The organism is Phaeobacter porticola (assembly GCF_001888185.1).
Classification (GTDB): Bacteria; Pseudomonadota; Alphaproteobacteria; order Rhodobacterales; family Rhodobacteraceae; genus Phaeobacter; species Phaeobacter porticola.
On the sequence record NZ_CP016364.1, the window covers coordinates 1,480,213 to 1,499,270 of the forward strand.

Genomic DNA, 19,058 nt, shown 5'->3' on the forward strand with positions numbered 1-19,058 from the left:
CTTAGGTCAAGCCATGTTCGCCGCGCGGTCCAGTGCCGGGACACTGATATGCCGGGACAGCTATTCGGCAGCGACCTTCCCGGCTCTGGCGCTTTGGCGTGGCAGAGCTGGTACATCGAGCCGGTTTCCGCGCTGAATAAAGCCCTTGGCGGCGTCCTCCGGATCAAAGCTAACCCGCTGAAGCAGGGTCTCAATCTCGCCCACAAGCGCCTCCGTGGTGGAGTCATTCGTGTTTGACGCATTCATCTTCGGCGGCAAAAGCGCACGCCTCTGATGCCCGAGTGACTGCATCAGCCTTGCCGCCCCGTCAGCTGTGGTGGCCTCTTCCAAGGTTGTCTCCACAAAGCGCAGCTGATGGCCGTAGAGATGTTTATAATACGCGTATCGCGCCTCCATTTCCAATGCATACCAGATGGCAGTCCCAATCTCGCCCATCGGGGTAAGTGTACTGGGGTCGAGGATATTGTTGCGATAGTTAGGATGCAGGTACCATTGCCAGGGGGTGGTGATATTGAAGAAATCATTGCGATTGATGTAACTTGCGATTTGTTTGGCAAGGTTGCGGCGCAGGATGATGGTGGTTGTACGCGGTGCAAGACCGTGGTCAACAAGGGCCTCGATGAGCCCGCATTTTCCCAAGGTGTGATTGCTTTCCGCGTAGGGGGCTTGAAGCTCGCCCAGCCTGCCCTCCCAAAACTCGCAGACAGGTCCGTCCATGCCGTAGGTGTTGAAGTGCCGCATATGGCCGATACTGGGCAGGCGGGTGCCATAATCATCGAGATCAAGGGGTTCATGCACCGATGGAATATTCAGGTTCTCGCCGAGAAATCGCGCGAGCCAGGCCGTGCCGGTGCGCCCGGCAGAGAGGGTGAAGATGAAATCAGGCCGCGGATCAGGAGCGGCACCGCTGCCTGAGGGCATGTCACCTGGCGCAGAGGCAGTTGTGCGCTTGAGTGCCTCCGGATCTGGCGTTGCAACCGGACGGGCGTAGCCGAAGCGGGCAATTTCACCCGCGGCTTCCTGCTCAATCAGATCAGCGGTATCAGGATGTGCGGCAAAGACGGTCGCCGGATCGGCGCCGCGTTTTGGGCGAAGTGCCCCCTTGGCGCTCAGGCTTGAGAACCGCGCCCAGAGGTCGTCGATACCCAGCGCGTTGACATCCTCCTCAAGATGCTCGTAGCGCAGGAAAATGTCGGGGCTGTTCGGGCCATTCAGCGGCGCGATGCGACGGTTCTCGCTCAAGACGCTGCGGAAGTGCCCGACAAACTGGTCGAATGGAATATTACGTTTGTCCATCCCCTCCCAGTAATAGCGCGAGATTATCGCGTCATACGGATCGCGCCAGATTGTGATCTTGGTGTAACTCTCCCAGATGTCCTGAGGAACAGCGGCGCGGATCTGCCCGGCGGTCATGTGATTGAAGAAAGCCTGCGTGCCCTCATTTCCATCCGGCCAAGCCTGGGTTTGATGGTTCTGAGGACCGGGATAGCACAACTCTCTCCGGCTCTCTTCATCCTTTGGGCTGATTGGTGTGATGATGCTGCCGTCGTCGCAATAGCTGGACAGAGCGATCTCAAACGAGGTTCCGCCAACCTTCTTCGTTTTGATGAAAATTAGCTTGAGTGGGTGGCAGATGATCATTCCAGAAACGCTCCCGATAGAGGTTCACCGAAACTTCGCAAAGAGAGTTATTCAAATCGTTAAGATACCAGTTAAGGTAAAATAAAATCAGGGCTTTCTATAAAAAGAAAAACCCCGGCTCATGGGCCGGGGTTCTGGGTGCTGGCTTATTCCCACTCGATGGTGCCGGGTGGTTTTGAGGTGATGTCATAGGTGCAGCGGTTGATCCCCTTCACCTCATTGATGATCCGCGTGGCGGTCTCGCCTAGGAAGTCGTGGCTGAACGGATAGTAATCCGCCGTCATACCATCGACCGAGGTCACCGCGCGCAGGGCGCAGGCGAAATCGTAGGTGCGCCCGTCGCCCATGACGCCGACCGTGCGCACGGGCAGGATCGCAACGAAGGCCTGCCAGATGTCATCATAGAGACCGTGTTTGCGGATCTGGTCGATATAGATCGCATCGGCCTCGCGCAGGATCTCCAGTTTTTCGCGGGTGATTTCGCCGGGGCAGCGGATTGCCAGACCTGGTCCGGGGAAAGGGTGGCGGCCAATGAAACTCTGCGGCAGACCCAGTTCGCGGCCCAAGGCGCGGACCTCGTCCTTGAACAGCTCGCGCAGCGGCTCGACCAGTTTCAGGCCCATCTTCTCCGGCAGGCCACCGACGTTGTGGTGGCTCTTAATGGTGACCGATGGCCCCCCTGAAAATGACACGGATTCAATCACATCCGGGTAGAGCGTGCCCTGTGCCAGGAACTCGGCGCCCTCAATGGTGTTGGCGTGTTTCTGGAACACGTCGATGAACAGCTTGCCGATGATCTTGCGCTTGGTTTCCGGGTCCGACTGACCGTCCAGCTCGCCCAGGAACAGCTCCTGCTCATCCGCGTGGATCAGCTGGATATTGTAATTGTCGCGGAACATTGCGACGACCTCCTCGGCCTCGTTCTTGCGCAAGAGGCCGTGGTCCACAAACACACAGGTCAGCTGATCGCCGATTGCTTCGTGGATCAGGATGGCCGCAACCGAGCTGTCGACACCGCCGGACAGGCCACAGATCACCTGCTTGTCGCCGACCTGATCGCGGATCGCCTGGATCGCCTGTTCGCGGTAAGCACCCATTGTCCAGTCACCGGTGAACCCTGCGATACGCACAAAGTTTTCATACAGTTTGGCGCCATTGGGTGTGTGGTGCACTTCCGGGTGGAACTGCACTGCGTAGAAATTGCGCGAGACATCTGCCGTGACGGCAAAGGGCGCATTAGGGGAGGTGCCGTAGACCTCAAACCCCGGTGCAATCTCGCTGACGTGGTCGCCGTGGCTCATCCAGACCTGTTCGCGGTCGCTGTCATCGGCGAACCACCCCTCCAGCAGGGGCAACGAGGATACCGAAGGAGTCACATAGGCGCGGCCAAATTCGGCGGTGCCATGGCCAGACAGAACCTTGCCGCCGAGCTGGTGCATCATCACCTGTTGGCCGTAGCAGATTCCCAGAATGGGCACGCCAAGATCAAAGATCTCCTGCGGCACGCGGGGGGATCCCTCGCGGGTCACGCTGTCGGGTCCGCCGGAGAAAATCACCGCTTTGGGCGCCATCTCACGCACAAAGTCCATAGTGACATTCTGATAGGGATGGATTTCGCAATAGACGTTCAGCTCGCGCAGGCGGCGTGCAATCAGCTGCGTGACCTGGCTGCCAAAGTCGATGATGAGAAGGCGGTCATGGGATGTCTCTGTCATGTACGCGCCTTAGGGCAGCGGCGCAGGTTTCGCAAGGGATTTTCGTGCGTCAATCCTGCGTTTGCGCTATCTTACCTTGGCGCAGCCTCGGGGGGGGGCAGGCCGTATCGCGTCATATTTTCTGAGAAACCTGCCGCGAATGTCGCTTTTCAACTTCAATGGCCGTAATCCTGCGGCGCTGGTGTGCGGTAGCGATATAATCACCCTTGCAACGAAATGCCTGTGGTGAGGAAAAACCATGACAGAAGCAGCTCCAGCAGCACCGCGCCGCCGCGCACGTGGAGGCGGTGGTGCCGCCCGTCGCGCAGAACGTTCCGGCGTTAAGATCGAGACCGCAAAATATATTGAGCGGAAAATCCCGAACTTTGAGGTTTTGGACGACGAAGCCCTGCAAGTCATCGAGACCAGCGCCGAGACCATTCTGGAAGAGGTCGGTGTTAACTTCGTGAATAATCCCGGTGCGTTGGAGCGTTGGCGTGAGGCAGGCGCGATCATCGAAGGCGAACGGGTGCGCATCCCACGCGGCCTGGCCCGCAAACTATGCGCGACCGCGCCGTCCGAGTTCACTCAGCATGCCCGAAACCCGGAAAAATCTGTGGTTGTGGGGGGCAAGAACATGGTGCTGGCCCCGGTATACGGCCCGCCGTTTGTCCGCGATGCCAAAGGTGGTCGTCGCTATGCCACACTGGAAGATTTCCAGAAGTTTGTGAAACTGGGCTATATGTCCAAATGGCTGCACCACTCTGGTGGCACCGTTTGTGAGCCGACCGATGTGCCGGTGAACAAGCGGCACCTCGACATGCTGATGGCGCATATGACGTTGAGCGATAAGCCGTTCATGGGGTCGGTGACAGAACCCAGCCGGGCGCAGGATTCCGTCGAAATGTGTGAGATCCTGTTTGGTAAGGAGTTCGTGCGTGATAACACTGTGATGACTTCGCTCATCAACATCAACTCGCCAATGACATTCGACGATGTGATGATGGGCGCGCTGGAGGTCTATGCAGCACATAACCAGGCCTGCATTATCTCGCCCTTCATTGTGGGCGGTGCGATGGCGCCGGTGTCTGTCGCCGGGACGCTGGTTCAGGTTCTGGCCGAAGTTCTGGCCGGTGTCGCCTATAGTCAGCTGATCCGCCCCGGTGCGCCGGTGATCTTTGGGGCGATGGTGACCTCGATCGACATGAATTCGGGTGCGCCGACCTTTGGCACGCCAGAGGCGTCGCATATCACCTATGGCGCCGGCCAATTGGCGCGCCGTCTTGGGCTGCCTTTCCGTTCTGCCGGGTCGTTCTGTGGCTCGAAACTGCCCGACGCACAGGCCGCTTACGAGACCGCGAATTCGCTCAACATGGGGCTGCTGTCGGGCGTGAACTTCCAGCTGCACTCGTGCGGCTGGCTTGAGGGTGGCCTGGTGGCCGATTTCGAGAAATTTGTCATGGATGCCGATCAGTTGGGGGCCCTGCATGGTCTGGCCAAAGGTGTCGTGGTTGACGATGACACACTGGCCATGGGCGCGATCCGCGAAGTTGGTCCGGGTGGTCACTATCTGGGCTGCGAACACACGCAGGCGAACTTCAAATCGGCGTTCTGGAAATCGGATCTGTTGGATTACAAGCCCTTCGAGACGTGGGAAGAAGAAGGCGCACGGGACACAGTTGCGCTGGCAACCAGTCGGGTGGAGACCCTGCTCAACGCCTATGAGGCCCCGCCGTTGGACCCAGAGGTTCTGAGCAAGCTTGAGGCCTATGTGGCCGCGAAAAAGGACTCGATGCCGGACGCCTTTATGTAAAGGCATAGGATTTTTCTTCTGCCGCAGATCTGGCGGTGATTTCGGCAACGGCGGCTCTTTTGGGCCGCCGTTTTGCGTTGCGGACGGCTACGCGCAATCCAACCTGAGCCGCTGCAGGCCTTCAGCCTCGCCCACGAGGGCAATCAACACATCAACATGGTGGGTCAGCGAATAGCCTGCATCGCCATCCTCGCGCTGCTGATTATGCCCGCGTTCCATATCCAATAGCCGCATGATTGCTGCCGCGGGCTTGGGCAGGGCACCGTAGCCCAGTACCCGTTTCAGATCCCTGCGGCGGCTGTAGTCACGCGCCCCGATACGCGCGGTTCGAACCAGCAAACGGGGACGATGGAGCGCTGCCAGATGACCAAAGATATCCTGCATTGTGATGTCCTTTCCAGCTCAGTTATCAGCGTTGTTTAGCACAACCAATGAGGGTGTTGCGGAGGGGTGCGGTTCGGCGAACGGTCTATTCGATATTGATTGATGAAAATTTGAAACCAATGATGGTCTGACTGAGACTATTCAGAAAAATCAGGCCAGTACGGTAAGAAGTGACTGTGGAAAACACCTGGCAGGCCAATGGGAGGATAGTCTCGACTGATCACATGTGGGGTGATAAAATGCAAACTATGGCTGTATCCGGCTTGCCGGAATGGGTGCCTGAGGAGGCTTGCCGATATCTCGAACATACCGAAGCGGGTCGATCGATCCGCAATCTTGCCAAGCAGGCGGGCTGCCACCCGTCAACCGTCTTGCGGCAGGTCCGACGGGTCGAAACCAGGCGCGACGATCCGCTGGTGGATGGTGCTCTGGCCGCTCTTGCGGCGTGTCACTACGCTGGGGATGTGCCCGGACCAAGACCAATATCGGCCCGCGCGCTGGTGCTTGGGACTGTACCGGCCTGTGCCGAAGCCTTTGAGAGCCAGGCGATTGAGGTTCTAAGCTGCCTTAACCCGCGCGGGGCCGTATTGGCGGTGGCCGATGGCATGGAAAAGGCCGTTGTGGTACGCGAGGCAGCGTGTGAAGACAAAAAAGTGGTGGTGGAGCGAACCCTTGCCGAGGCATTGGCGCTGCGCGATTGGATTGCCTGTCCGACGCCCGGACGACTCAGCCGCTATCATATCACGTCAGAGGGTCGAAATGCGCTGAGCCGCTTCATTGCCGGCCGCGAAAATCGCGCTCGGGCCCGCGTTGAAAGCGCTAGCCCTACAACCCGAAAATTTGGCCGTGATCGCCATCAACGACGGCGCGCGCGGTATGGATTGGGTGAAACACCGCTGCATATGCTGGCCCGGCATACCGACCGGGATGGCACTCCGTTTCTGACAACTGAACTGGTGCGCGCGGGTGAGCGGCTGCGCGAAGATTTTGAACTGGCACAGGTGGCTGATCATTTGGCCCGTAGTTCCAGCCAGTTTGCGGATGCGGATTGCGCAGCGAGTGCACGCAGGCGTCGACCAGGACAGGCGGCGATCGCGGCAAAGCGCCGTGCAGCGGCGGCGCTCAGTGTGCTTGGTGAAGGGCTGAGCGACATCGTAATGCGCTGCTGTTGCCAGCTTGAAGGGTTGGAGGCTGCCGAACGTCAATTGGGGTGGTCTGCGCGGTCCGGCAAGGTGGTGCTCCGCATCGCTTTGCAGCAATTGAAACTGCACTATGACGCACAACAGAAACAGGACGAAATGATCGGCTAAAGATGTTGATCGCAAAACAAAAACCCGACGCTTTCTTAAGCGCCGGGTTTCATGACTTTGTAGCGGGATCGCCCGCGTGTCGAACCTGCTAGATCAGGCAGCGACCTCTGCCTTGGCGGTTTTCAAATGCGCCAGCACGGTTTCAGGCGAGGAGACGCCATAGGGATCTTCGCCGTGGTTATCGCAGAGACCCGGCTCTTCGAACCATGCTTCAACAACGCCGTTGTTGACGACGGCTGCATAACGCCAGGAGCGGTTGCCAAAGCCCAGATTATCCTTGGCGACCAACATGCCCATTTTGCGGGTGAACTCACCCGAGCCATCGGGGATCACATCGACGTTTCGCAGTTTCTGGGATTCGGCCCATTTGTTCATCACAAAACTGTCGTTCACCGACATGCAGTAAATTGCATCAATGCCTTCGGCCTGGAAATCGGCAAAGCCATTCTCAAAACCGGGCAGCTGATAGGTGGAGCAAGTGGGGGTGAAGGCGCCTGGCAGCGAGAACAGCACGACGCGTTTGCCGGCAAAGTAATCTGCGGTGGTTTTGTCTTCCCAACGGAACGGGTTCGGGCCGTCCACGGACTCGTCCCGGACACGGGTGCGGAAGGTCACATCGGGCAGTTTTACGCCAGCTTTCATCGTCAGCTCCTTAAAGATCAAATCGTCATCGCGCGGTGACTTATAATAGTTCTAAATCACTCGCAATGGGGTATTCGTCGCAGTGTTGACGCACCCCACGACAGCAAAAAATAGTGTCTTATCGCGACCGGTATAGCACTGCGGTGTCGCGATAATATTACGGCGGTTTCCGCACGACTCGCGACGCCGCTTTGCAGAGATGGCCCGTCGGCAGTTGGATCGGGTGGCTGGGTTGCATTTTCTGCAAGACGGCAGCGGGCTTAATTAATATCAGAGGGTTGCATGTCATTTCTGACTGAAGATACGATGTGACCCGGCTCAGAACTGGTCGTGCCAAGCGATTGCAACTATGTTACGAAGATCAAAAGACCACTGCCGCAAGGGAACATCGCGTGAGAGATCTGAAAATCCCCGAGCAACGCCACCCGGAAAAGGCGCATCGCCCTGACAATGCTCAGCCGAAAAAGCCAAGCTGGATCCGGGTCAAGGCGCCAGGGGGCAAGGGGTACGCGGAAACGCATAAGATCATGCGAGAGCATAAGCTGGTCACCGTCTGCGAAGAGGCGGGTTGCCCCAATGTTGGCGAATGCTGGAGCCAGGGCCACGCCACCATGATGATCATGGGCGAGGTTTGCACGCGGGCCTGTTCCTTTTGCAACATTGCCACCGGCAAACCGCCAGAGGCGCTTGATGTGTTTGAACCGGGCCGGGTTGCAGATGCGGTGCAGAAGCTTGGACTGAACCACGTCGTCATTACCTCTGTGGATCGCGATGATATCGACGACGGCGGCGCCGAGCATTTTGCCCAGACAATCCGCGCGGTGCGTCATCGCTCGCCCAAAACCACCATTGAAATTCTCACACCTGATTTTCTGAAATGTGATCCGTCTGTGCTGGAAAAAGTGGTCGAAGCGCGCCCGGATGTGTTCAACCACAATCTGGAAACCGTGCCCGGTCTCTACCCGGAAGTCCGGGCAGGCGCGCGCTATTTTCATTCGCTGCGGTTGTTGCAGCGGGTCAAGGAACTGGATCCGTCCATGTTCACCAAATCTGGCATCATGGTCGGCCTGGGCGAGAACGCGCAGGAGGTAAAGCAGGTGATGGATGATATGCGGGCCGCAGAGATCGACTTCCTGACCATCGGTCAGTATCTCCAGCCGACGCCGAAACACCATGCGGTCGACCGGTTCGTGACGCCGGAAGAATTTGAGAGCTATGAGAAAGCCGCCTATGGCAAGGGCTTCCTGATGGTTTCGGCAACGCCGCTGACGCGGTCATCTTACCATGCGGGGGATGATTTTGCCCAGCTGCGCGCCGCCCGCAACAAGAAGCTTGGCCTGGCATGACGCCGGACCGTCTGGCGCAGCTGGCAGAGCTGCGCCATGCGTTGCACCAGATTCCGGAAATATCGGGGGCCGAGGGAAAGACTGCGGCGTTCATCACCGACTTTCTGCGTGGCCATGATCCTGACCAGCTGCTGACCGGTCTGGGTGGCCATGGCGTTGCGGCGGTTTATAACGGTGCGGCAGATGGACCGACCGTGATGATCCGCTGTGAGCTGGACGGCCTGCCGATTGAAGAGCTCTCTGATCAGCCCTATCGCTCGACACACCCGGGGCGCGGCCATCTCTGTGGTCATGATGGGCACATGACCATCGTGGCTGCACTGGCACAGGATCTGGCCGCAAGGCGACCGGCACGAGGCCGTGTTGTGTTGTTGTTCCAGCCGGCGGAGGAGACCGGGCAGGGCGCGCGTGCTGTGATCGCCGACCCTGCGTTTCCGCAAATTGCACCGGAGTATGCCTTTGCCCTGCACAATCTTCCGGGGCTGCCGGTCGGGGCTGTGGCCTTATGTACTGAGGCGGCCAATTGTGCGTCCCGCGGGATGCGCATCCGGCTGATGGGCAAGACCTCTCATGCGGCGGCCCCGCAGGACGGAATTTCACCGGCGGGTGCCATGGCGCAGCTGCTGCCGGGGCTGGTGACGCTTGGCGGAGGTCAGGATCTGGGGCCGGATTACGCGCTGGTCACGCTCACTCATGCGCGCCTTGGCGAGGCGACATTTGGTATCGCGCCCGGTGAGGGCGAAGTCTGGGCCACGCTGCGCACGGTCAATGATGCGCGAATGGAGGCGTTGATCGCTGAGGCCACAGATCTGACAGGTCGGATCTGCGCGGACAGTGGGGTGGGCTGTGACATCAGTTTTGACGATGTTTTCGACGCCTGCACCAATGACGCTGAGGCCGTGACCATCCTTCAGGCGGCCTGCAACACCGCTGGGCATCCGGTTGAAATCCGCGATCGGCCGCAGCGTTGGTCCGAGGATTTCGGTCAGTTTGGGAAGACGGCACGGGCTGCGATGATCTGGCTCGGCTCAGGCGAAATGCAGCCGCAACTTCATAATCCTGACTATGATTTTCCCGATGACGCGATCCCGGTTGGCGTGTCCATTTTTACTGCCGTCCTTGATGATCTGCTGAGATAAGTTAGATTTCACAGCCTCTTATGTGCGCATGTTGATGTCGGAAAACGGCGATCAATCGATCAGCGCATCCACCAGAGCAACGGCGCCCACAATCGCCAGCGTGTCCCGCACCACTTCGTAAATTCGGTCATCCTTGCGGATATAGCGGTGACCCGGAGCAGGCGGCGCCAGCCCCCAACGGGCATGATCGTCGATATAGTCCCAGTCACCGCGCAGCTGTTGAAAGCCTTGGTGGCGCGGTTTGTGCTGTTTTTTGATCTGACCGGGGGCATGCTGCGCTGCGCTGTTCTTGTGGCCGGGCGCCCATTTCGGGGGCGCGGCGATCCCTGCGACAGGGGTAAGGGCAAGCGAGGCCGCAGCGATATAGGCCAGTCTCATTGTCGATCTCCTTTTTGGTCTCAATGCTTGGGGGAGCCTTGGAGGGGATCGGGGTATTTGGCAAACGGGCTGTGCAGAAAGACGCTGACGCAACAGCGAGCCATCGGCGGGCTGGTGCCGGTCTGGGGGAATCTTCAGTGCGTAGGGCGCGGTTGTTTGCGCCCCACGCCGGATTGCTCGGCGGATAATAGCGACCGGGAGAAGCCGGGCGCAGGTTCAGCCGTCTTCTGTGAAGCGGACTTTGCCGATGAAGGGCAGATTGCGGTTGCGCTGCGCGTAGTCGATTCCGTAGCCGACGACAAATTCATCCGGGATCTCAAAGCCGATCCAATCAGAGCGGAAATCGACCTCACGACGGGAGGGTTTGTCGAGCAACGCGATAGATTTCAGCCGGGCTGGCTGGCGGCTGCGCAACAGATGCGTCACGTGGTTCAGTGTATGGCCGGTGTCGACAATATCCTCAACAACCAGCACATCACGGCCTTCAATTGCGCCGCGCAAGTCCTTGAGAATGCGGACTTCCCGGCTGCTTTCCATGGCGTCGCCGTAAGAGGACGCCTCAAGAAAATCGACCTCGATCGGCAGATCCAGTTCCCGCACTAGGTCGGCGATAAAGACAAAGCTACCACGCAGCAGCCCCACCACCACCAGTTTGTCGGTGCCTTCAAATTCTGTCTGGATCTCGGCGCAAAGCTCTTCGATCCGCGCCGCAATGGCTTTGGCTGAGATCATCACATCGATGACATATGGCCGCTGTGTCATGGGTGCCCCCTTGAATTTCCCGCGCGTTCATATGACATGACGCGGGACGATCATAGCAGGAAATGCGCCTCTTATGCCTACCCATTCAGAAACCCGGCCAATGCCTTACACGGCTCAGCAGATGTATGATCTGGTGGCTGATGTCGGCGATTACCCCAAGTTTCTGCCATGGTGCTCCGCTGCCCGTATCCGCAGCCGCACGCCACTGGGGGAGGCTGAGGTGATGGAGGCGGACTTGGTGATCTCCTTCAAGGTGTTTCGCGAACGCTTTGGCAGCCGGGTCACGCTGTTCGCCGAGGAGAAGAAAATCGACACGGAATATCTGGACGGGCCGTTTCGTTACATGAAATCCAATTGGGCGTTTGCGGATCGTGCGGATGGTGGCTGTGATGTGTCGTTCTATGTTGATTTTGAGTTCAAGAACGCCGTGCTGCAGGGCATCATTGGTGTCGTTTTCAACGAGGCGATGCAGCGGATCGTACGCGCGTTCGAGCGACGCGCGGCGGAGCTATATACCTGATCAACACTGAGGCCTAAGTGGTTGAATGCAAACGGGCCCGCGATGCAGGCCCGTTTTTTGATACTGATGCTGTGGTCTCAGCTGGTCATGTCGTAGGCGCGTTCACCGTGAACGGTGATATCAAGCCCGTTGGTCTCCGTCTCCAGGTCGACGCGCAGCGGTGTGATCGCGGCGGTAACCTTGACCAGAACGACGGTCACAACGGCGGTGAAGACCCCAACCACAACCAGACCGCCAAGCTGTGCGAACCAACTGCCCGCGCCGAAGACCGCGATCATGATGGTGCCGAAGATGCCGCCGACACCATGCACGGCGAAGACATCAAGCGTGTCGTCGATCTTCAGCAGGTTTCTGACGACGTTCACGGCTTCTTGGCAGAGGATACCGGCGACAGCACCGATCACCAGCGCCTCGACCGGGCCGACAAAGCCGGAGGCAGGCGTGATGGAGGCAAGGCCCGCGATGGTGCCGGTGACGAGGCCTACCATGGACGCCTTACCGTATTTGATCTTCTCCCACAGCGCCCAGGTCAGTGAGGCGATGGCGGCGGAGATATGGGTGACAGTCAGCGCCATCGCCGCGCCACCGTCTGCGGCCAGCTGCGAGCCACCGTTGAAGCCGAACCACCCAACCCAGAGCATGGCCGCGCCGATGAAGACATAGCCGGGGTTGTGCGGCGGTGTGGTGCGGTTTTTGCGAGGGCCAAGGAACACCGCGATGATCAGCGCCGCCAGACCTGCGGTTTCATGCACCACGATGCCACCGGCAAAGTCGCGCACGCCGACTTCGCCAAAGATGCCGCCATCGGCCAGCATGCCGCCGCCCCAGATCCAATGCACGACGGGCGCGTAGCACAGGAGCATCCAGAGGCCGGAAAACACCAGCACAAAGCCAAAGCCCACGCGCTCGACATAGGCGCCCACGATTAGGGCAGGCGTGATGATGGCGAAGGTCATCTGGAAGGCAAAAAACAGAACCTCGGGTAGGGTGCCAGAGAGGCTGTCTGCGGTGACGCCGGACAGGAACATCTTGTCCAGACCGCCCCAGATACCTGAGGTGCCGCTTCCGAAGGCGATGGAATAGCCGAAGGCCAGCCACAGAACGCTCATCAAACAGGCAATGGCGTAGCATTGCATAAACACGCTGAGCACATTTCGGGCGCGGACAAGGCCGCCGTAAAACAGGGCAAGCCCCGGCAATGTCATGAAGAGGACAAGGGCCGTGGCCACAATAATCCAAGCTGTATCGGCTGCGTTCATCCGCCGTTCCTTCCACGTGTGAGGCTGTGTCTTGATCTGAGGCCTGACAAAGCGGAACCGGGGCGTTGAAAAAAGCGGCAGGTTGCAAATTTGCGCCAGAAAAGCGGGCTTTTGTCAAAATGCTTAATAATTGAGCGCCTCTGCGCGCGCGATGCTCAATTCGCATCCGTTCTATGAAATAGCGGCAGATGCGCTGTGGTTTGCGTCAACCTTGCGGATTTGCCGTAAGGGATTGCCAGATCAGCGACAGCGCGTGGTCGCGTGTCGCTGCGCGCACCTGTTCGCGGCCAAGCGGGCCAAAATCAACTGTCTCGACATGGGTTGGCAGCTTTTGCTGTGCCAGGGCAAAGCACACCCGCCCCTCGGGCTTATGCTCAGAGCCGCCGGGGCCTGCGATGCCGGTGACCGCGATGCTCAGGGTGACGTCAGCGCGGGTCAGCGCCCCTTCGGCCATCTCGACAGCAACCTCCTCGCTGACGGCGCCGACAGTGGCAAGGGTGCTCTCGCGCACGCCGAGCATGTCTTGCTTAGCGCGGTTGGAGTAGGTGACATAGCCCCGGTCAACCACTGAAGAGGATCCAGGAACATCCGTGAGGGCGGCTGCGATCATGCCTGCGGTACAGCTCTCGGCGGTGGCAATGGTGACCCCCTTCGCACGGGCCTTGTGGATGAGAGCAGCGACATCCATGATCACATTCCCAACACACCGTGTGAAAAGCCAGCAAGGGCGGCCACGCCGATCGCCGCGAGGATACCAGCGATGATATCATCCATCATCACGCCTGTGGCGCCCTTTTGGCGGTCGGCCCAGCCGACAGGGCCGGGTTTCCAGATGTCAAACAGCCGAAACAGCACGAAGGCCGCGATCCAACCAGGCCAGAGTGCTGTGATGGCGATGTCATGCGCCCATGCAGGATAAGAGATTGCCCAGAGCGCGATGAACTGGCCTGCGACCTCATCCAGTACAAATTCGGAGGGGTCCATGTTTTCGCGGTTGCGGGTCATTGCCTCCGCAGCCCAGACGCCGACGACCATGCAAATCACGGTCGCAAGCGCCAGCAGAAGAAAGCCGCCCAATTGGTGCAGGACAAACGCCATGGGAAGGGCTGCCAGTGATCCCCAGGTGCCGGGGGCGGGCCGCAGATAGCCAACGCCGCCAACGGTGCCGATCAGGAAAGCAAGACGCGATTTTTTCATGGTTTCACCACGCAGGCTGTAGCGATGGCGGCAATGCCTTCGCCGCGCCCGGTGAAACCAAGCCGTTCGGAGGTTGTCGCCTTGATTGAAACTCGGGAGATGTCGATAGAGAGGATCTCAGCCACAACGGTGCGCATGGCGGGGGCGTGGGGGGTGATCTTCGGGAATTCACAGACCAGCGTGCAGTCCACATTGGAGATCTGATAGCCCTTGGAGCGGGTCAGATCGGCGGCGTGGCGCAGGAAGATATCGCTGGCGGCACCTTTCCATTGCGGATCCGAGGGCGGGAAGTGGCGGCCAATGTCGCCCTCCGCCAGCGCGCCGTAGAGGGCATCGGTAATGGCGTGCAGCCCGACGTCTGCATCAGAATGCCCCTGAAGGCCACGATCATGTGCCAGGGGCACACCGCAGAGCACGACTTCGTCCCCCGGTCCGAACCGGTGAACATCATAGCCATTGCCAAGCCTTACATCCATGTCGCCCCCTAATATGCGCGCGGCCCGGTCGAAATCCTCCGGGCGGGTGATTTTCATATTGTCTGGGTCGCCCGGAATGATGGCAACGTCAATCCCTGCCGCGCGGGCGACCTCCACATCATCTGCGGCTTCCATGCTATTTGCCGCAAGCTGCTGATGGGCAGCGCGGATTTCAGCCAGACGAAATCCTTGCGGTGTCTGCGCGGCATGAAGACCTGCGCGGTCCTGTGTTCCGGTGACATACCCGTCTGCGCCACGCCACAGCGCATCGGTCACGGCGAGGGCAGGGGCCGCGGCCAGCGACGTGTCTAACGCGCTCAAGACATCGTGAACCACCCGGCCCGAAACGCAAGGTCGGGCTGCATCATGGATCAGCACACGGTCAACATCGTGATGTGCCAGCAGCTCTAATCCATTGGCAACGGATTGTGAGCGGGTCGCCCCCCCTCGTGTCAGCAAAATATCGTCTTGCGCTGCGAATTCTTGCCAGATCTCGGTATCCTGAGGCGATAGAACCAAGGCAATCTGGTCTATCCCGACCTTGCGAAACGCGTCGAGCGTCCAGTCGATCACTCGACGTCCCGCCAGCGGACGCCATTGCTTTGCCAGACCTCCGCCAGCGCGCAGACCCTTGCCTGCGGCGACAATCAGCGCGGCGGTTTGGTGGTTCGGGACGTGGGTCACCTCGGGTGTGCCTGCGGTGGCGGCTGCAGACACGGATGGGAAGGGATCAGACGGCATAGGGCGCCTCTTTGTTGGGTGACAATTGTTTAGGAGGTGATGCAAGGGGAGGCAATCACCCTGGGTCACATGCTTAAAAAATAGGCAAATGCCAAAAGATACAGCCTTGCCGTCAGCGGTTTCATTGTCGCATAGAGGCCGCTTCGGTTAGAAACGCTTCATATGCACAAGGATTAGGCAGTTGTCCTTCACTCTCGGTTCCACCTCTCTGACCCCTCCCATCGCTTTGGCGCCGATGGCCGGAATCACGGATCGCCCCTTTCGCGATCTGGTGCGCAGCTTTGGCGTCGGGCTGATGGTGAGCGAGATGGTCGCCAGTCAGGAAATGGTACAGGCCAAGCCCGGTGTGCGCGAACGCGCTGAGCTGAGTGCGGATGTCGAGAATACCGCCGTGCAGATCGCCGGGCGCGATGCCTATTGGATGGCAGAGGCCGCACGACAGGTGGAAAGCCGCGGTGCAAAAGTCATCGACATCAATATGGGCTGCCCGGCCAAGAAGGTGACCAATGGCTATTCCGGTTCCGCCCTGCTGAAGACGCCGGATCACGCGCTGTCACTGATTGAGGCGGTGGTGACCGCAGTGTCGGTGCCGGTCACGCTGAAAACGCGACTTGGCTGGGACGATAATAGCCTGAATGCCGCCGATGTGGCCCGCCGTGCGCAGGACGCAGGCGTGCAGATGGTGACCATTCACGGCCGCACCCGCTGTCAGTTCTATAAAGGGAGCGCGGATTGGAAGGCGATTTCTGCAGTAAAAGCCGCGTTGACCGTGCCGCTGCTGGCGAATGGGGATATAACAGATACTGCAACCGCACGAACCGCGCTGGCACAATCTGGTGCCGATGGGGTCATGATCGGGCGCGGAGTGCAGGGCAAACCCTGGCTGCTGGCTGAGGTGGCCCATGACATCTGGGGCACAGATTCCCCCTCTGTACCTGTTGGTGATGATCTGGTGCGGTTGGTGAGCGCCCACTACGAGGCAATGCTGGATTTCTATGGTCTGGATTTGGGCATCCGTGTCGCCCGTAAACACCTTGGTTGGTATATGGATGAGGTCGGTACACCCGCACGGCTGCGCCGCGAGGTGCTGACGGCCAAAGTTTCCAATGCAGTGCTGCGCCTTTTGCCTGATGCGCTGACATCTGACGCTGGGCCTGACCTGACACCGGGGAATGTGGATGGGCAGGCGGCATGACGGAGGATCTGACTGGATCAGCGGCGGTGCAGGATTGGAGCGGTGCCGATAGTGCGCTCTGGACCTCATTGCCGGTGCCTGCGTTTGTAATCGACGAGAACGCCAGGATCGTCGATGTAAATTCTGCCGGGGAAGGGTTTCTCAATACCTCGCGCAAGGCGCTGCTGGGCAAGGCGATCTGGCAGCATGTGATCATCGCGCCCGCCATCGACGACGCTGTGGACCGGGCCCGCGACAACGGCACGCCGCTGTTTGTAAACGATATTGATGTGGGGGCGCCCGGACGCGCCCCGTTGCAATGCAATGTCCAGGTGGCGCGGGTTCAGGGCCTGGGGCGCAAGATGCTGATCCTGCTCTCCCCGCGCGAGCTGGCCGGACGCCTGACGCAGAACCATTCCGCCAAATCCGCCGCACAATCCGCGATCGGTATGGCCGAGATGCTGGCCCATGAGATCAAGAACCCGCTGGCAGGTATCACTGGGGCGGCGCAGCTGCTGTCGATGGGGCTGACAGGCGATGATCTGGAGCTGACTGATCTGATTGTCAGCGAAAGCCGACGCATTGTGAAACTACTGGAACAGGTGGAACAATTCGGCAACCTGTCAGAACCCGCGTTTCAAGAGGTCAACATCCATGATGTGCTGGACCGCGCACGCCGGTCGGCCCTGTTGGGGTTCGGCGCGCATATGACCATCATCGAGGATTATGACCCATCCTTGCCGATGGCCTGGGGCGACGGTGACCAGTTGTTGCAGGTGGTGCTGAACCTGTTGAAGAACGCAGCAGAGGCTGCGGATCCGGGGGGCGGGACCATACGGATCCGTACCTTTTATGAGCATTCTTTTCGGCTGCGGCGCAGCGATGGCTCTGGCAAGCTGTTGCCGCTGCAGATTGAGATTTCCGACGATGGCCCGGGCCTGCCTGAGGCGATCCGCGACGATATCTTTGATCCCTTTGTGTCTGGACGTGAGAATGGCACCGGGCTTGGGCTGGCGCTGGTCAGCAAGATCATTGCTGATCACCAGGGCTGGATCTCTGTCAATTCCGAACCCGGCCAGACGGTTTTTCGGCTGTCACTGTCGCGTATGCCCACTGCACCGCGCCCCGCACCCATCCCAAACGCCCCACGGCAGGAGTAGCACATCATGGACGGCACCGTTCTGGTCGCAGATGACGATCGCACAATTCGCACGGTTTTGACCCAGGCGCTGACCCGCGCTGGCTGCAAGGTCCATGCGACCTCTTCTCTGACGACGCTGATGCGCTGGGTGGGCGAGGGAAAAGGCGACGTCGTGATCTCTGATGTGGTGATGCCGGATGGCAATGGGTTGGAGATGCTGCCTAAGATTGCGGATGATCGCCCTGGATTGCCGGTCATCGTGATTTCGGCACAGAACACGATCATGACGGCGATCAAGGCGGCCGAGGCTGAGGCCTATGACTACCTGCCTAAACCTTTTGACTTGCCAGAGCTAATGAAACGCACCGCCAAAGCGCTTGCAGAAAAGCGGGCACCGCAACAAAGCCAGGCGGGCATTAACGGCACATCCAGTGATGGGGGGGCCGAAAGTCATGAGGATTTGCCACTGGTCGGGCGTACCGAGGTGATGCAGACGCTTTACCGGCTGGTGGCACGGGTGATGAACACGGATATTCCACTGCTGATCACTGGCGAAAGCGGCACCGGAAAGTCGCTGATCGCCCGGTCGATCCATGATCTGTCGGACCGGCGTACACTGCCGTTTGTGCGCGCAGAAGCCGCAGATCTGGCCGCGCTTGATGGGCCTTCGCAGTTGCTGGCCGAGACCCGTGGCGGCACCCTGCTTTTGGATGAAGTGGCAGACCTGTCGGAAGAGGCGCAGGCCCGTGTGGTGCGGATGATGGATGCGCCGGGCGACCGTCAGCCCAGGTTTATTGCCACCAGCCAGCAGAATCTGGCTGCAGCGATGGAGGCAGGCAGCCTGCGGCAGGATCTTTACTATCGGATCAGCGGGACCGGACTGCCCGTGCCTGCGCTGCGGGCGCGTGTCGACGATATACCGCTGCTTTGCGCGCATTTTCTCACCCGTGCCGAAAATGAAGGAGCACCACATCGCGAAATGAGCGATGCCGCCCGTGAACCGCTGCGGCAGTTCCCTTGGCCCGGCAATGTGCGCCAGCTGGAGAATGTTGTTCGCCGTTTGGCCCTGACCGCACGCAGTGAAGATATCACCGTTGACGAGGTCACAGCCGCGCTGGGCGCACAATCGGGTGGCGAACCCTTGGTGGCTGGCCGTGCGGTGCTCAGCTCTGAAAAGCTCTCGGAATCAGTGGCGCAACATTTGCAGCGCTATTTCGATTTGCATGGTGATATTCTGCCGCCGCCTGGGCTTTATGCGCGCCTGATGCGAGAGGTGGAGACACCTTTGATCGAAATTTCCCTCGCAATGACTGGCGGAAATCAGGCAAAATGTGCGGATTTACTTGGTATTAACCGGAATACCCTGCGCAAGAAGATCACGGACCTTGATATTGAGGTGACACGCCGCCGCAAACTGATGTAATATCGCCACAGAACCGTG

General features: G+C 59.4%; 18 protein-coding genes. 8 read left to right on the forward strand and 10 right to left on the reverse strand.

Features of this window, described 5'->3' with window-relative positions:
* Positions 1-60: 60 nt before the first annotated feature.
* The gene (locus PhaeoP97_RS07215) at positions 61-1,641 is read right to left on the reverse strand and encodes a hypothetical protein (RefSeq protein WP_072504502.1); all 1,581 of its coding nucleotides are present in this window, start codon (positions 1,639-1,641) and stop codon (positions 61-63) included.
* A gap of 146 nt (positions 1,642-1,787) precedes the next feature.
* Positions 1,788-3,356 (reverse strand): glutamine-hydrolyzing GMP synthase, encoded by a 1,569-nt coding sequence (gene guaA / locus PhaeoP97_RS07220; protein ID WP_072504503.1) that lies wholly within the window; start codon positions 3,354-3,356, stop codon positions 1,788-1,790.
* A 238-nt stretch (positions 3,357-3,594) separates the two neighbouring features.
* Between guaA and PhaeoP97_RS07225 the strand changes: the two genes are divergently transcribed.
* Positions 3,595-5,148 (forward strand): trimethylamine methyltransferase family protein, encoded by a 1,554-nt coding sequence (locus PhaeoP97_RS07225; protein ID WP_072504504.1) that lies wholly within the window; start codon positions 3,595-3,597, stop codon positions 5,146-5,148.
* 87 nt (positions 5,149-5,235) lie between these two features.
* On the opposite strand, the gene PhaeoP97_RS07230 is transcribed toward PhaeoP97_RS07225, so the two are convergent.
* Positions 5,236-5,532: a DUF6477 family protein gene (locus PhaeoP97_RS07230; RefSeq protein WP_072504505.1), complete on the reverse strand. Its 297-nt coding sequence runs from the start codon at positions 5,530-5,532 to the stop codon at positions 5,236-5,238.
* Positions 5,533-5,771: 239 nt separating this feature from the next.
* Between PhaeoP97_RS07230 and PhaeoP97_RS07235 the strand changes: the two genes are divergently transcribed.
* On the forward strand, positions 5,772-6,842 hold the full coding sequence (locus PhaeoP97_RS07235) for a DUF6456 domain-containing protein (RefSeq protein WP_072506353.1): 1,071 nt from the start codon (positions 5,772-5,774) through the stop codon (positions 6,840-6,842).
* Between the two features lie 93 nt (positions 6,843-6,935).
* Here the strand turns inward: PhaeoP97_RS07235 and PhaeoP97_RS07240 are convergent, their stop codons facing one another.
* Positions 6,936-7,484, reverse strand: a complete 549-nt coding sequence (locus PhaeoP97_RS07240) for a peroxiredoxin (RefSeq protein ID WP_072504506.1) — start codon at positions 7,482-7,484, stop codon at positions 6,936-6,938.
* A gap of 392 nt (positions 7,485-7,876) precedes the next feature.
* On the opposite strand from PhaeoP97_RS07240, the gene lipA reads away from it, so the two are divergent.
* Together lipA and PhaeoP97_RS07250 are read left to right on the forward strand one after the other, a co-directional pair.
* Positions 7,877-8,830 carry a lipoyl synthase gene (gene lipA / locus PhaeoP97_RS07245; protein WP_072504507.1) on the forward strand — a complete coding sequence of 318 codons (954 nt, stop codon included), beginning with the start codon at positions 7,877-7,879 and terminating at the stop codon, positions 8,828-8,830.
* Complete coding sequence (locus PhaeoP97_RS07250) at positions 8,827-9,969, forward strand: amidohydrolase (RefSeq protein ID WP_072504508.1); 1,143 nt, start codon at positions 8,827-8,829, stop codon at positions 9,967-9,969. The genes lipA and PhaeoP97_RS07250 overlap by 4 nt, the downstream gene beginning before the upstream one ends.
* A 51-nt stretch (positions 9,970-10,020) precedes the next feature.
* Here the strand turns inward: PhaeoP97_RS07250 and PhaeoP97_RS07255 are convergent, their stop codons facing one another.
* Both PhaeoP97_RS07255 and hpt read right to left on the reverse strand, forming a co-directional pair.
* Complete coding sequence (locus PhaeoP97_RS07255) at positions 10,021-10,347, reverse strand: hypothetical protein (protein WP_027247367.1); 327 nt, start codon at positions 10,345-10,347, stop codon at positions 10,021-10,023.
* Positions 10,348-10,563: 216 nt separating this feature from the next.
* Entirely contained in the window at positions 10,564-11,109 is a 546-nt protein-coding gene (gene hpt / locus PhaeoP97_RS07260) for a hypoxanthine phosphoribosyltransferase (RefSeq protein ID WP_014874585.1), read from the reverse strand.
* 73 nt (positions 11,110-11,182) lie between these two features.
* Here hpt and PhaeoP97_RS07265 point away from each other — a divergent pair, with 73 nt between their 5' ends.
* Positions 11,183-11,629 (forward strand): type II toxin-antitoxin system RatA family toxin, encoded by a 447-nt coding sequence (locus tag PhaeoP97_RS07265; RefSeq protein WP_072504509.1) that lies wholly within the window; start codon positions 11,183-11,185, stop codon positions 11,627-11,629.
* A gap of 77 nt (positions 11,630-11,706) precedes the next feature.
* Here the strand turns inward: PhaeoP97_RS07265 and PhaeoP97_RS07270 are convergent, their stop codons facing one another.
* The 4 genes from PhaeoP97_RS07270 to PhaeoP97_RS07285 form a co-directional block, all read right to left on the reverse strand.
* On the reverse strand, positions 11,707-12,888 hold the full coding sequence (locus PhaeoP97_RS07270) for an ammonium transporter (protein ID WP_072504510.1): 1,182 nt from the start codon (positions 12,886-12,888) through the stop codon (positions 11,707-11,709).
* A 205-nt stretch (positions 12,889-13,093) separates the two neighbouring features.
* Positions 13,094-13,576, reverse strand: a complete 483-nt coding sequence (locus tag PhaeoP97_RS07275) for a CinA family protein (protein ID WP_072504511.1) — start codon at positions 13,574-13,576, stop codon at positions 13,094-13,096.
* 2 nt (positions 13,577-13,578) lie between these two features.
* Positions 13,579-14,085, reverse strand: coding sequence for a phosphatidylglycerophosphatase A family protein (locus PhaeoP97_RS07280; RefSeq protein WP_014879937.1), 507 nt, complete (start codon positions 14,083-14,085; stop codon positions 13,579-13,581).
* Positions 14,082-15,302 (reverse strand): bifunctional 2-C-methyl-D-erythritol 4-phosphate cytidylyltransferase/2-C-methyl-D-erythritol 2,4-cyclodiphosphate synthase, encoded by a 1,221-nt coding sequence (locus PhaeoP97_RS07285; RefSeq protein ID WP_083570338.1) that lies wholly within the window; start codon positions 15,300-15,302, stop codon positions 14,082-14,084. Before PhaeoP97_RS07285 ends, PhaeoP97_RS07280 begins: the two co-directional genes overlap by 4 nt.
* Before the next feature lie 181 nt (positions 15,303-15,483).
* Between PhaeoP97_RS07285 and dusB the strand changes: the two genes are divergently transcribed.
* Genes dusB through PhaeoP97_RS07300 form a run of 3 tightly spaced genes read left to right on the forward strand, consistent with a single transcriptional unit; the run spans position 15,484 to position 19,040 of the window.
* Entirely contained in the window at positions 15,484-16,497 is a 1,014-nt protein-coding gene (dusB, locus tag PhaeoP97_RS07290; protein WP_072504512.1) for a tRNA dihydrouridine synthase DusB, read from the forward strand.
* Positions 16,494-17,636 (forward strand): two-component system sensor histidine kinase NtrB, encoded by a 1,143-nt coding sequence (locus PhaeoP97_RS07295; RefSeq protein WP_072504513.1) that lies wholly within the window; start codon positions 16,494-16,496, stop codon positions 17,634-17,636. Before dusB ends, PhaeoP97_RS07295 begins: the two co-directional genes overlap by 4 nt.
* 6 nt (positions 17,637-17,642) lie before the next feature.
* Entirely contained in the window at positions 17,643-19,040 is a 1,398-nt protein-coding gene (locus PhaeoP97_RS07300; RefSeq protein ID WP_072504514.1) for a response regulator, read from the forward strand.
* Positions 19,041-19,058: the final 18 nt, after the last annotated feature.

Coding starts and splice junctions, on each gene's coding strand:
- PhaeoP97_RS07215 (WP_072504502.1), bottom strand. CDS start 1,641: ATGATCATCTGCCACCCACTCAAGCTAATTTTCATCAAAACGAAGAAG.
- guaA (WP_072504503.1), bottom strand. CDS start 3,356: ATGACAGAGACATCCCATGACCGCCTTCTCATCATCGACTTTGGCAGC.
- PhaeoP97_RS07225 (WP_072504504.1), top strand. CDS start 3,595: ATGACAGAAGCAGCTCCAGCAGCACCGCGCCGCCGCGCACGTGGAGGC.
- PhaeoP97_RS07230 (WP_072504505.1), bottom strand. CDS start 5,532: ATGCAGGATATCTTTGGTCATCTGGCAGCGCTCCATCGTCCCCGTTTG.
- PhaeoP97_RS07235 (WP_072506353.1), top strand. CDS start 5,772: ATGCAAACTATGGCTGTATCCGGCTTGCCGGAATGGGTGCCTGAGGAG.
- PhaeoP97_RS07240 (WP_072504506.1), bottom strand. CDS start 7,484: ATGAAAGCTGGCGTAAAACTGCCCGATGTGACCTTCCGCACCCGTGTC.
- PhaeoP97_RS07250 (WP_072504508.1), top strand. CDS start 8,827: ATGACGCCGGACCGTCTGGCGCAGCTGGCAGAGCTGCGCCATGCGTTG.
- PhaeoP97_RS07255 (WP_027247367.1), bottom strand. CDS start 10,347: ATGAGACTGGCCTATATCGCTGCGGCCTCGCTTGCCCTTACCCCTGTC.
- hpt (WP_014874585.1), bottom strand. CDS start 11,109: ATGACACAGCGGCCATATGTCATCGATGTGATGATCTCAGCCAAAGCC.
- PhaeoP97_RS07265 (WP_072504509.1), top strand. CDS start 11,183: ATGCCTACCCATTCAGAAACCCGGCCAATGCCTTACACGGCTCAGCAG.
- PhaeoP97_RS07270 (WP_072504510.1), bottom strand. CDS start 12,888: ATGAACGCAGCCGATACAGCTTGGATTATTGTGGCCACGGCCCTTGTC.
- PhaeoP97_RS07275 (WP_072504511.1), bottom strand. CDS start 13,576: ATGGATGTCGCTGCTCTCATCCACAAGGCCCGTGCGAAGGGGGTCACC.
- PhaeoP97_RS07280 (WP_014879937.1), bottom strand. CDS start 14,085: ATGAAAAAATCGCGTCTTGCTTTCCTGATCGGCACCGTTGGCGGCGTT.
- PhaeoP97_RS07285 (WP_083570338.1), bottom strand. CDS start 15,302: ATGCCGTCTGATCCCTTCCCATCCGTGTCTGCAGCCGCCACCGCAGGC.
- PhaeoP97_RS07295 (WP_072504513.1), top strand. CDS start 16,494: ATGACGGAGGATCTGACTGGATCAGCGGCGGTGCAGGATTGGAGCGGT.
- PhaeoP97_RS07300 (WP_072504514.1), top strand. CDS start 17,643: ATGGACGGCACCGTTCTGGTCGCAGATGACGATCGCACAATTCGCACG.